The 13379-nt window shown below is 45.0% G+C and carries 9 protein-coding genes; 7 read left to right on the top strand and 2 right to left on the bottom strand.

Going from position 1 to position 13379, the window contains the following annotated elements:
• Positions 1-9 precede the first annotated feature (9 nt).
• From BLW16_RS06125 to BLW16_RS06110, 4 genes are all read left to right on the top strand, one after another.
• Complete coding sequence (locus BLW16_RS06125; RefSeq protein ID WP_090555706.1) at positions 10-3288, top strand: efflux RND transporter permease subunit; 3279 nt, start codon at positions 10-12, stop codon at positions 3286-3288.
• 38 nt (positions 3289-3326) lie between these two features.
• Positions 3327-4430, top strand: coding sequence for an efflux RND transporter periplasmic adaptor subunit (locus BLW16_RS06120; protein ID WP_090556111.1), 1104 nt, complete (start codon positions 3327-3329; stop codon positions 4428-4430).
• Positions 4431-4481: 51 nt separating this feature from the next.
• Positions 4482-5426 (top strand): helix-turn-helix domain-containing protein, encoded by a 945-nt coding sequence (locus BLW16_RS06115; protein WP_217631516.1) that lies wholly within the window; start codon positions 4482-4484, stop codon positions 5424-5426.
• A gap of 233 nt (positions 5427-5659) precedes the next feature.
• Complete coding sequence (locus BLW16_RS06110; RefSeq protein ID WP_090555705.1) at positions 5660-8221, top strand: DUF5686 and carboxypeptidase-like regulatory domain-containing protein; 2562 nt, start codon at positions 5660-5662, stop codon at positions 8219-8221.
• A 3-nt stretch (positions 8222-8224) separates the two neighbouring features.
• Here BLW16_RS06110 and BLW16_RS06105 read toward each other — a convergent pair whose 3' ends face one another.
• Complete coding sequence (locus tag BLW16_RS06105; protein ID WP_175470490.1) at positions 8225-9481, bottom strand: BamA/TamA family outer membrane protein; 1257 nt, start codon at positions 9479-9481, stop codon at positions 8225-8227.
• Positions 9482-9603: 122 nt separating this feature from the next.
• Here BLW16_RS06105 and BLW16_RS06100 point away from each other — a divergent pair, with 122 nt between their 5' ends.
• Complete coding sequence (locus BLW16_RS06100; protein ID WP_217631515.1) at positions 9604-10323, top strand: DUF92 domain-containing protein; 720 nt, start codon at positions 9604-9606, stop codon at positions 10321-10323.
• Positions 10324-10497: 174 nt separating this feature from the next.
• A complete protein-coding gene (locus BLW16_RS06095; protein WP_090555703.1) occupies positions 10498-11181 on the top strand; it encodes a substrate-binding periplasmic protein in 684 nt (227 codons plus the stop codon).
• 209 nt (positions 11182-11390) lie between these two features.
• Here the strand turns inward: BLW16_RS06095 and BLW16_RS06090 are convergent, their stop codons facing one another.
• The gene (locus tag BLW16_RS06090) at positions 11391-11633 is read right to left on the bottom strand and encodes a hypothetical protein (RefSeq protein ID WP_090555702.1); all 243 of its coding nucleotides are present in this window, start codon (positions 11631-11633) and stop codon (positions 11391-11393) included.
• A 145-nt stretch (positions 11634-11778) separates the two neighbouring features.
• On the opposite strand from BLW16_RS06090, the gene BLW16_RS06085 reads away from it, so the two are divergent.
• A complete protein-coding gene (locus BLW16_RS06085) occupies positions 11779-12561 on the top strand; it encodes a DUF1269 domain-containing protein (protein ID WP_090555701.1) in 783 nt (260 codons plus the stop codon).
• The last annotated feature ends 818 nt before the right edge of the window (positions 12562-13379 follow it).

Genomic DNA, 13379 nt, shown 5'->3' with positions numbered 1-13379 from the left:
CCCTCAGATATGAATTTAATACGTTTCGCACTGCGTAAGCCCATTTCCATTATGGTGTTTGTTGCAGGTATGCTGTTCTTTGGTATCAGTGCCATGACCAGTATCAAGGTGGATATCCTCCCGCAGATGAACCTGCCGGTTATCTACATCGCACACCCCTTCGGCGGATATACCCCGGAACAAATGGAAGCTTATTTCGGTAAGACCTATGTGAATGTGCTGCTGTTCGCTAATGGTATAAAGAGCATTGAAACCAAAAATACCCAGGGTTTGATGCTGATGAAATTAACTTATTATGAAGGTACAAACATGGCCCAGGCTGCAGCAGAGCTCAGTGCTTTGTCTAACAGGGCCCAGTCCAGTTTCCCTCCCGGTTCACAGCCGCCTTTCGTGATCCGTTTTGATGCCTCTTCACTGCCGGTAGGACAGCTGGTCCTCAGCAGTAAGATCCGTACGAATAATGAACTGCAGGATCTGGCCAATACGTTTGTAAGGCCGTCCTTTACAGCAATTCCCGGATTACTCGCACCGGCACCTTTCGGGGGTAGCCCGCGTTCCATCGAGATCGATGTTAATCCCGGACTGATGCGCTCACATAACCTTACTGTAGATCAGATCGTGAATGCGATCAAAGTGAATAACCAGACTGCCCCTTCCGGAAACGTGAGGATAGGGGATATGAATTATATTACGCCTACTAACTACACGATCAGCAAGGTAAAAGAGTTTGAAGATATCCCGCTTTATAAAGGAGGGGTACAAAATATTTACCTGAAAGACGTTGCCGTTGTGAAAGATGGTGCGGATATCACCGCGGGTTATGCGCTGATCAATGGAAAACGTGCAGTGTATGTTGATATTGCGAAATCAGGAGATGCATCAACCTGGGATGTGGTAAAAGGATTAAAAGACAATCTGGGCAAAATTCAGAATACCCTGCCGGAGGACGTTAAATTGTCGTACGAGTTTGACCAGTCGGTCTATGTAATCAACGCTGTTAAAAGTTTGATTAAAGAGGGCGTAATTGGTGCGGTACTGACAGGATTGATGGTGTTGTTGTTCCTGGGTGACAGGCGCGCGGCACTGATCGTAATCCTGACCATACCTACTTCCATTATTTCTGGAGTACTGTTCCTGAAATTATTCGGGCAGACGATCAATATCATGTCACTCTCCGGACTGGCACTGGCCATCGGTATCCTCGTCGATGAGTCGACCGTAACGATAGAGAATATCCACCAGCATTTCGACATGCATAAACCCAAGGCCCTGGCCATCTGGGATGCCTGTAAAGAAATCGCCTTTCCTAAATTACTGATCCTGTTGTGTATCCTGGCAGTTTTTGCCCCGGCATTCACAATGACCGGTATTCCGGGAGCTTTGTTCCTGCCGCTGGCACTGGCCATCGGTTTCTCCATGATCGTCTCTTTCCTGCTTTCACAGACATTTGTGCCTGTACTGGCCAACTGGCTGATGGTTGCGCATCCGTATCCGCATGAGAAAACAGATTCGTCGATCACTGATGATGAAGATGCTTTCAACCAGACAGGCTTAACCCTGGAATCTGAACGTGATACGCTGGATCAGAAAAAGATCCTGGTAGATAAAGGACAATTCAATCACCAGGAAAAGGAAACGAAATTCGATAAATTCAGAAACCGCTTTATGCGTTTCATTGACCGCCTGTTTAAATATACAAAAACGGTGGTGATTACTTATATCGTAGTGATTGTTGGCCTGGCTGTCCTGTTCCTTGTCAGCATTGGGCGTGACGTATTGCCAAGGGTAAACGGCAGCCAGTTTCAGCTTCGTATGCGTGCTCCTGACGGCACCAGGCTGGAACGCACTGAAGAGAAAGCCAACAGGATCCTCAAAGAAGTTAAAGATATTGTTGGTGCCGAACATGTGGGGATTTCCTCAGTGTATGTTGGGCAGCATCCCTCACAATATTCAGTAAACCCTATCTATCTGTTTATGGGCGGTCCGCATGAGGCGGTATTCCAGGTAAACCTGAAAGACTGGGAAGGTAATATGGATGAGTTTAAGGATGAATTGCGTGCCCGTACCAGGAAGATCATGCCTGATGTGAAATTGTCTTTTGAGCCGATTGAGATGACGGATAAGGTATTGAGCCAGGGATCGCCAACACCGGTAGAGGTGAGGATCTCGGGTAAGAACAAAAAGCTGAACGAGGTGTATGCCAATAAAGTACTTCAAAAGTTAAAGGCCATCAATTATATGAGGGATGCGCAGATTGCGCAGCCGATCAAATACCCTTCACTCAATATCAATATTGACAGGGTGCGTGCTGCACAGCTGGGGGTAGACCTTGGTGATATTTCAAGGTCACTGGTTGCATCCACCTCTTCATCCCGTTATACGGAGAAAAATACCTGGATAGATACCAAAATCGGACTTTCATACTCCGTACAGGTGCAGGTTCCGTTTAACCAGATGAATACCAAAGATGACCTGGGCGAGATTTCATTGTTGCAGAACAACACCCGCCCAACACTAAGTGATGTGGCTACCATTAAGGCTGACACCACTTATGGCGAAGCCGATGATATGGGTGCTACGCCATTCCTTTCCGTTACCGCGAATTTGAAAAACACAGATTTAGGTACAGCCAATAAGGATGTGACCAAAGCGCTTGCCTCAATCGGTAAACTGCCGAGGGGAGTGAATGTGGAACAGATCGGACTGGGTAAAGTACTGGATGAAACGCTGATGAGTTTACAAAACGGGTTGCTGGTTGCTATTGTGGTGATCTTCCTGATGTTATCGGCCAACTTCCAGTCGTTCAGGGTACCGCTTGTTGTACTGGCTACCGTGCCGGCCGTTGTTTTGGGTTCACTGGTTGTACTGACCTTGTGGGGGTCAACGCTCAACCTGCAGTCGTACATGGGGATCATCATGTCGGTAGGGGTATCCGTTGCGAATGCGGTGATGCTGATCACGAATGCCGAAGAGCTCAGACAGCACAACGGGGATGCCTTAAAATCGGCCAGAGAAGCTGCCGGACTACGTTTACGCCCGATCATTATGACCAGTGCGGCCATGGTGGTAGGTATGTTGCCGATGGCAATTGGTGAAGGTGAAGGCGGGGATGCAATTGCACCACTGGGAAGAGCAGTAATCGGGGGACTGATTGCTTCAACCTTTGCGGTACTGCTGATCCTTCCGATGGTGTTTACCTGGGTACAGGGCAATGTTCCTTTAAAATCACCTTCACTGGACCCTGAGGACGAAGAAAGCGAACACTACATCAAAGGATTAAACGATTAAAGAGGTTAAATAGAAAAAGAAAATAGATGACAAACATAATGAACACAACAATATTCCGCCGCAGCACCGTTTTATTCAGCAGCCTTGCAGTGCTGGCTTTCCTGAGCAGCTGTAACCATAAAGAGGAAGAAGATAAAGACCCGGCCGAGGCAGCGGTTGCTATCCCGACCTTTGTGTTGCATAAAGAAGAACTATCCACCTCTTTAAAAATGCCGGGAGAGCTGATTGCTTTCCAACAGGTAGATCTGTATGCCAAAGTGAGCAGCTTTGTGAAAACCCTGAATGTAGATATCGGTTCTGAAGTAACCAAGGGTCAGTTAATGATGACACTTGAAGCACCGGAGATCAGCTCGCAGCTGGCTGCGGCAGAATCCAGACTGAAATCGCAGGAAGCGGTATATACTGCCAGCAAAGCAACTTATGACAGGCTGCTGGAAACCAGCAAAACACCAGGGACTATCTCTACGAATGACCTGGACCAGGCCGTTGCGAAAAGGAACTCTGACATGGCGCAGCTGAACGCGGCCAAAGCTGCATATAAAGAAGTAGGTAGCACGATGGGCTACCTGACGATCCGTGCCCCCTTCAGTGGTGTGGTTTCTGCCAGGAATGTGAATCTTGGTGCCTTTGTAGGCCCTACAGGTTCAGGCTCTGCGCTGCCAATCTTTACGCTGCAGGAGCAGAAACACCTGAGGCTTGCAGTTTCCATCCCGGAACTGTACACCGGTTACCTGAAAGAAGGTGATGCGGTGAGCTTCAGTGTAAAGTCTAAACCGAATAACCTGTTCAGTGCCAGGGTAAAAAGGATGTCAGGCGCTCTTGATTCCCGCCTGCGTGCAGAAAGAATAGAGATGGACGTACCCAATCTTAACAAAAAACTGTTACCGGGTATGGTTGCTGATGTTTCTATCCCTTTACCTGCAAATGTGAGCACTTTTATTGTGCCTAAAGCAGCTGTAGTAGACGGTCCTGAAGGTATTTATGTGATCCGTGCGAAAAATAATAAAGCTGAGATTGTGCAGATTAAAAAAGGCCGTGAAACTGATGATAAAATTGAGATTTACGGAGAAATAGCGGATGGGGACGTCCTGGTGAGCCAGGCAAGTGAAGAAATTCATGCCGGAGATCCTATAAAACCATAAAATTACAAATAAAGGAAGGGACATATTTAAAAAAATGCGCATTTTTATGGCGTGAAAAAAAGTATTTCCCTTCTGGAATTCTATCAGATGTTTGCCGCCAGCAGACCCGATGTGACTATTCCCAGTTTAGGCCTGAATGTTCCCACAGGACATTTTAATGTCTTCAAACGACTGGGCTACTGCACGCTGAATCCGTCTCCGTACAACAGGAGGGATTTTTATAAGATCTCGCTGATCATTGGGAAAGGCATACTTCATTATCCTACAGAGAAAATCATCATTAACGGTCCTGCGCTGTTATTCAATAATCCCATTGTTCCCTATTCCTGGGAAACGACTTCCGAGTTTCAGTCGGGCTATTTCTGCCTGTTTACTGAAAGTTTCATGAGGCAGCGTTCCGAGCCTTCAAATGATTCTCTGCTGGCCAGAATTCAGGATGTACCGATGTTTTACCTCAATGAGCAGCAGGTAGTGTCTATCAGTACGATCTTTGAGAAAATGCTGGCAGAAATTGAGACCGAGTATACCCATAAATACGATGTGATCCGTAATTATGTGAATCTGCTGATCCATGAGGCCATGAGAATGCAGCCCAGGGATGATGCCGGTTCAAAATCCCACAATGCTGCTTCGCGTCTTTCCTCGCAATTTTTAGAACTGCTCGAAAGGCAGTTCCCTATTTATTCTTCTGATCATATCCTGGAGCTACGTACCGCAAACGATTTTGCCGAGCGCCTGAGTATACATGTGAACCACCTTAACCATGCCGTTAAAGAAGTAACGGGAAAAACAACTTCAGACCATATCTCCAAAAGAATTGCGAACGAAGCGATCTCCCTGCTCAAACATACAGAATGGAATGTTTCAGAAATAGGTTACTGCCTGGGTTTTGAATATCCGGCCAACTTCAACATGTTCTTTAAACGCCAGATGATGATCGCGCCGAAATCTTTCAGAGAGACTTATTACGAATTGAGCGATCCTAAAAAACGTTAGCCACATATCATTTTTAATTGTCAGGTATGCGTTTATCTTTTACCGGAAAAGATATCGTCATATGATACGTTTTCGGCTCGATAATTGCATTTTAACATTTTTTAACATGATAATGAAGGCAGAAATCTATGTAAATGGCTTTCCTGATTGGAAATGATCATTATAGATCGTAGATTGGAACTATCGTTATCTTGTACTTCGATAAAAAGACTTTTAGGCCCGGCGCAATACTTATGAATGATATTAAAAAGAAGTCTTTTTATATACTGATTTTATTAAATTTTCTCATCCTTTTAACTGCTTCTGCACAGCACACTGTGGTTTCAGGTACTATCCTTGACAGCAGGGACAAATCTCCGTTACCGTATGTTACCGTGCTGTTTAAAGATTCCAGGATCGTCACCAAAACTGATGCAGTAGGGAAATATACACTGAGCAGCCCAGGCCCTTTCAGCCAGATACAGGTGAATTACGTGGGATACAAAACGCAGGTTTTACCCATCAGCCCGGCTGTTACGCAAACCGTCAATATCAGGCTCCAGGAAACTTCGCAGAGCCTTACAGAAGTGAAGATCAGCTCGGGAAAAAAGGCCCGGTACAGGAATAAGGACAATCCCGCCGTTGAGCTGATCCACAAGGTAATTGAGCATAAGCCAATGAACAGGATGGAAAGTGAGAAAACTGTTGAATTTCAGCAGTACGACTGGATGCAGTTCTCCCTCAGTAACCTGAGTGAAAAGTTCAAGAATAAAAAGATTTTCCGTAAATACCAGTTCCTCTTTGATGAGCAGGACTCCAATGAGGTTGGCGGTAAAAATATTCTTCCGGTATACCTTCGGGAGCGCCTTTTACAAAATTATTACCGAAAGAACCCTGAAAAGAATAAGGTGGTTGTACTGGCTGATAAACATGTTAACTTTGATGACGGGCTGGTAGATAACAATGCCATAGGCACGTACTTCGAAAGGATGTATGCCGACGTAGATATTTATAAGAACAATATTGTATTCACTAATAGTCAGTTTCTTAGCCCTATAGCCGACGGTGCGCCGGCCTTTTACAAGTTCTTTATTACCGACACCATCACGACTCATACGCCCAACCTGATAGAGCTTTCCTTCATTCCCCGCAACGAAAATGGGTTACTGTTTGAAGGCCGCATTTATATTACCATGGACGGAAAGTACGCGGTGCAGGATGCTTTTCTGAAGACCGGTAAAGGCGTAAACATCAATTTTATACGTGCCATGGAGGTGAAACTGAACTTTGATGCAGATACGGCTGGTAAATTTCACCTTAGCAAAAGTCACCTGCTGGTAGATTTTGGTTTAGGGAAAGAAGGAGGGAGAGGATTTAAAGGCGAAAGGACTGTAGTCATTAAAAACTACAAGTCCAATGTAGATCATCCCGACAGTCTTTACAGGGGCGAGAGCCTGGTGGTTGCTCCGGATGCCGAGAAACGGTCTGACCAGTACTGGGCAGAGAACCGGCTGGATACACTGGCCAAAGACAAGCTCAAGATCTACAGCAATATCGATACCCTTGGGAAAATGAAGTCCTTTAAACGTTTGTTGGATGTGGCCTCCGTTTTGTTCATTGGTTATAAGAAATTTGGCCCTGTAGAAGCAGGGCCTTTTTATGGGTTTTACGGGTTTAATAACCTGGAAGGCTTCAGGCTCCGTCTGGGCGGGCGGACCACGACTGATTTCAGCACCCGCTGGTACCTTGCCGCCTATGGTGCGTACGGCTTCAAAGACGAAAAATTTAAATACTACGGAAGTGTTGCTTACTCGCTGAACAATAAGTCTATCTACAAATTCCCCCAGAGCTTTATCCGTGTGAGTTATCAGCGCGATGTGGACGTGCCGGGTGATGAATCTAAAACGGTGGTCCCTGAGGACAATATCGTTTCTTCCTTCAGGCGCGGCGTAAACAACCAGTTTATTTACAGCCAGTTTTACCGGGCAGAATACATGCAGGAATATGCCAGTCACTTCTCCTTTAACATTGGTTTCAAAAGATGGACACAAACCCCGGCGGGAACGCTGGTGTATGATAGTTTTGAAAACGGGCAGCTGGTACGTACCGGCCAAATTACCAGTGCCGAATTTAACCTTGAACTGCGTTACGCACCGCATGAGCGTTTTTACCAGGGCAAGACCTACCGTGAACGTACGATAGAGAAATATCCGGTATTTGACCTGAACTTCTCATCGGGGTTAAAAGGTGCGTTTGGTGGCCAGTATGAATACCAGAGCCTGATCGGAACGATCGACAAAAGATTTTATCTGTCGCAGTTCGGCCGGTCTGACGTGCGCCTCGAAGGCGGGTATATTTTCGGGAAAGTTCCTTTCCCCCTGCTGGATATACACCATGCCAACCAGTCGTACTCTTACCAGGTATACGCCTACAACCTGATGAACTTCCAGGAGTTTGTGAGTGACCATTACCTGAGCCTGAATGTGGACCATAACTTCAACGGCCTGATCTTTAACAGGATCCCCCTGTTAAGGAAACTTAAACTGAGGGAATATGCTACTTTTAAAGGTCTGATGGGAGGGATCAGGGATGAGAATAACCCTAATTTACATCCCAACCTGTTACAGTTTCCTACTACTGAAGATGGTGTGGCCAGAACTTACTCCCTGGGCAGCAAACCTTATATTGAGGGCAGTATAGGAGTAGGGAATATCTTTAAAGTACTTCGTTTTGATGTGGTTAAACGTTTCAACTATCTGGATAACCCGGGCGTTTCTGAATACGGACTGAGGGCGAAGGTACAGTTTGAGTTCTAAGGCTTAAAATACTTCATTTAACCCTACAAAGACGCCGTTGGAGCCATAATTGCCTATGCCGTAATCCAGGCACAGGTTGGAGCGCGTATGTTTGTCAAACAGGATACGAAGGCCCGCTCCGGTACCCGGTTCCCAGTAATTAAATAGTTTGATGTTATTCTGGTTGTTTGCTGTTTCCATATTGAGGAATACCACGCCGCTGAGCAGCTTATTCCTGGTAATCGGGAAACGGTACTCCAATTCATTGTAAAAGAACGAAGGGCCTTTGAAGCGGCTGATCGTATACCCGCGCCCGATGCGCTGGTTAATGTCGCTGCCTGTTCCGGGTAGTTCCAGGTAGGGAACAGAGCCGTTCAGGAGATAAGATCCCCATAGCCAGTAAGCCAGTACCTGCTCAGGATTTTTGGCCGACAGGCTCCAGTACTTTCTGAGTTCCGTCTTCAGCTGCAGTGCATTTTTCTCACTGCCCAGCCATTTCTGGTTGGCCCGCAGGATCACGTCTACGTATAAGCCTTTATAAGGGCGGTAGGGTTGGTCGCGCGTGTTGTACTGAAGGTTGATCAGCAGTCCACTGGCAAAATAATGATTTACAGGATATCCGTTTTTAACGCTGTACAGGTAATTGTGGGTTTTGATGCTTTCCGGATCATCAAGCTCCTCATCGATATTGGTATAATAATTAAATGCCAGCCCGGCACCTGCATAAAAGTTCGGAAACAGGTTGCGGTAAATGTTTTCGCTGAGCCTGATGTACGTATACCTGATGGGGATTGCTTCAGGCACCTCGCGACCGGTTCCCAATCCACGGTCCAGCACCACTGTTTTCCCCAGGTCGTAACTTCCCTGTATGTTCCATTGATTCCGGGCGGTGTAAATGTTATGTGTCAGCTGGATCAGTGCCAGTTCATTGGTAGAGACTGCCGCATAGGCATCGAATACGGAAAGGGTAGTGTTCTCGGGTTCGCCGAGATACCTGGTTCCGGATACATCGGCACCAAATTCAAACCCTGTACTTGGTGTATAACCAATGGAAGGCAACAATACCAGGCTGCCGCTTTTTCTGCTTTTAGGCGCTTTCTTTTTATTCTTGCGGAATAAGAGGTTGTATACGTCGCCTGCATCCAACTGTCCTGTGTCTGCTGCTGATGAATCTTTTTTTACCGGATATTTGGGTGTTGCGATTTCCTGTGCGAACAGCAAACCGGTGCCGGTAGCAATCAGGAACAACGTGAGCGTAAGCCGGAAACAATATCTGGGCAAATGATTTGGATTTATATGCTGAGCAAATATAATTAAAAAGATCACCTGCAAAGTGTTGTCACACAAATCCCCGCTTCAATATTTGATTACAGAAATTTCCATTGAATATTTAACTTTGAGGAGTGATCGTTCAACTGAAAGACCTTCCTGTTGTGTTATTGCTTCTTTCGGGAGTTGCTTTTAGCATTTATGCCAAAAAATTAACGGTGCCTGCAGCTTTTACAGGGCTGATCTGCGGACTGCTGATCTACCTGGGTGCAGGTTATGCGGGAATATTGATGTTAACGACATTCTTTCTCGGCGGTACAATTGCTACGTCATGGGGAAGGCGGAAGAAACAGGAACTGGATCAGCCCGGGGATTCCGTCAAAAGAAATTCCGGACAGGTACTCGCCAATTCAGGAACGGCTACGCTGGTGGCCATAGTCATGCTCATCTTTCCGACTTACCGTGATATGCTGATGCCGGTGCTGAGTGCGGGCCTGGCTTCTGCCATGGCAGACACACTTTCCTCTGAACTGGGAATGTTGTATGGAAGGTCCTTTTACAACTGCCTGACCTGGAAGAAAGACGAACGCGGACTGGATGGCGTAGTGAGTCCTGAGGGTACCTTTATTGGCATAGCGGGGGCTTTGGTCATCTCCACAATCTACGCTGCAGCCGAGGGCTTTCATACGGCCTTCCTTATCATTATTTTTGCCGGTGCTGCAGGTAATTTCGCTGATTCTTTTCTCGGAGCGGCGCTGGAACGCAAATATATGCTCAATAATGACTGGGTAAATTTCCTGAGTACTTTATTCGCAGCGGGGTTAGCCCTTTTAATCCTGGTGTTTTTTCGGTAGTATTAGTTGTCTTTGAGTAAAAAAGAAATCTATATATTGTGTTTTATTCGAATAGTGATATTAATTTCATTAAAATTGCCAGAATATAATAAAATATGAGCGTGACATGATTAAAACGAATATTTTAATCAGCACTGGCGCCATCTAACAATTGAAAAACGATAAAATAAACGGATGAAACGAATATTGAAGATCGGTCTGGATTCAGCTGCCCCTTTTCCATTACATAGCGACTATAATTCATCTCTGTTCGAGGGGTTTGAAGTTGATATGATTGCTGCAGTTGCTGAATTGCTTGACCTTGAGCTTCATTACGAAGTTTCTTTGTGGGCCACTATCCTGGAGAAATTATACAAAGGAGAGCTGGATATGATCTGCTCTGCAGTGACGATGACCAGTTCCAGGCAGATGATCCTGGAATTCAGTAAACCCTATCTTCAGTTTCAACTGTGCGCTATAGTGCAGCGCGGAGCTGTGCTTACTGACCTAGCCGACTTTAAGAATAAACGGATTGGCATCCGCATCGCTACAGAAGCGGAGAAATACGTGATGTCACAGTTCCCTTCTAACCCTACCATGCATGCAGAAACGAATAATGAGTTGTATAAAAAGCTGGTGGCAGGACGGATCGATGTGCTGATTGATGACTCACCGATTGCGGGAGGCTTTTTGCATAAACATAAGGCACTGGAGATCGGCATGTTCATGCCCGGAACGGAATCTCAATATGCTATAGCAATGAAAAAAGGCGATGTAACGCTGAAAGATAAGATTAATGAAGCCCTGGAGCTGCTGACGCAGAATGGCACATATGACATGATTTTTAAGAAATGGTTCAGTAACATCAGACTGGTCTGATAATTGTTGAAGATGACCTATACCTATACCTATAACTGTTCAATGAATACCTACGCCTTTATATTAGACCAGAAGAAAGATAAGGATAAGAAGGACAAGAAGTCTGATAAATCTAAAAAGAAGAAAAAGAAATGCTGCGAGAAATGGAAAAAGGGCAATCGTTGTAGCAATTGCCCTTTGGGGTAGTAATAGTTAATTAAGGTAAATCTTCAGCTATGTGCGCTGATCTTACTCATCGCATCAGACACAATTCCGTTTAAACGTTCATTATGCCCAGCATGATTTTCATCAACCCATAGGTAGGTGTTAGTCTCTATATCGTATATGGCAGTTTTTGGTCCGTCTCCCGGCCCTAAGCTGTCAAAATAATTGTAACAGTCAAATATCGTGGCACATTTACAGTACCAGTCCTGATCAAGCTCGTAGTTTATATTGATTGCCAGGTATCTCATTTCCTAAAGCTACTGCTTTCGGTGTTTATTCTAAATTATTTTACGTCAACTGTATTATTCCCGTGGTGAATGGAAATAATGCCCAAACAATATAGGCTGATATTTTATTATATTAGGTACATGCGCTTAACCCGCATTTATAACTATGGAAAGAATGATTCAGGCTTTATTTTCTACGGAAACGGAAGCATTTAAAGGTCTTAGGGCTATTCAGGAACTGAATGCCCTGCAGGATATTTCACTGGGTGAGTCTTATGTACTGTCAAAGGATGAGAATGGAATGACCACCATCCGCTCTGCGAAAGATGAAGCGGAAGGGTACAGTGCTATCGGCGGTGGTATCATCGGCGGACTGATTGGCCTGCTTGCAGGCCCGCTGGGTTTCCTGGTGGGTATCGGTGCCGGAATGGTAGCCGGAGCGGCAGGTGACACGGTAAGGGCAGAAGGGGTGTCAGATTATCTGGACCAGGTGTCGGCCAATATTCCCAATGGTAAATCCTTGCTGGTTGCACATGTGTGGGAAGACTGGGAAACACCGGTGAATACCGCACTGGCCCCGCTGACTGATGATGTGTACCGCTTGAATATTGATGATGAGGTGTATGTGCCCGCCCTGACAGATCTCGAAGATTTAAATGCGGAGATCAGGAAAGCTGAAACAAAATTCCTGACCGCCGATGAGGAACATCATGCAGAAATGAATGAAAAACTGCTGCAGCTGAAGATCAGAAGGGAAGAACTGCTGAGAAAACTAAGCGGAAGCGCTGAACACCAGGAGAAACAATATACAACCTGGGTAGAGAACGGACATGGACACCAGGCAGACCATATTGACCAGAAGTTACACGATAAAGAGAAACATGACCGTCTGGAAAGCCGCATTGCTGAACAGAAGGCAAGACTGGAGCTGTTGCGTAAAAACAGGTAGACTATGGGAAAAAAAATTATCTGCTATTTTTTCTCCCCAACATTTTGCGAAGGGCAAAATCTTGCATGTCGAAAAAATAGCAGATAAATTTTTTTTTCACAGGATGGTCTGACCTTTATGGATGCATAAGTCATCCTGTGGTTCCTGGCTGTCAGCAATGAATGCTTCCTCAGGCGGACATTAAAAAAGGAACCAAAAGATCATCCAAGGGTCTGATTTTTTTGCATAGCGCGGTAAGTAATACCACCCGACACTATTTTTTTATTCAATTCTTTTTTTATTCAATTCCCTAGAATAGCCGTAACACTTATCCAGACTTATTGGCTAAACCCTCCGACTAACCTTAGCAAATCTTTAGAATAACCGTTACATTTCCTTGCACTTATCAAATAAGTATTCTGATCTCAGAAAATCGTTAGACTAATTGTTCAGAATTTCCCGGATAAACTAATATTTATCCAGGCTTATTCAATAAGCCCCCGGACTAACCTTAACAAATCTTTAGGATAACCGTTTCCTTTCCTCACACTGATCAATAAATTTTCTGGTTAATCGTAACAAAATTGTATCTAAAGCAAGTTTAAACTTCGTTTTTAAAAGAGAAACGCGCCTTTTATGATTAATTCTATTAAATAGGTAGATTTAATTGGTTTGTATAATAATATTATCCTACATTTGAAGAAGCAAAACAATTACTTCACTTATTATCAGCAGATTGCTATGGATCCAACTTTACTTTATATCAGCTCTAATCACTTGATCAGGGAGGGAATCGTAAACATTGCTTGTCGCCGATTCCGTTGTTGTTGATCGTCATT

The organism is Pedobacter hartonius, assembly GCF_900107535.1.
Lineage (GTDB): Bacteria > Bacteroidota > Bacteroidia > Sphingobacteriales > Sphingobacteriaceae > Pedobacter > Pedobacter hartonius.
The sequence above is the reverse complement of the archived record's forward strand: the minus strand, read 5'-3'. Positions and strand labels throughout refer to the sequence as shown.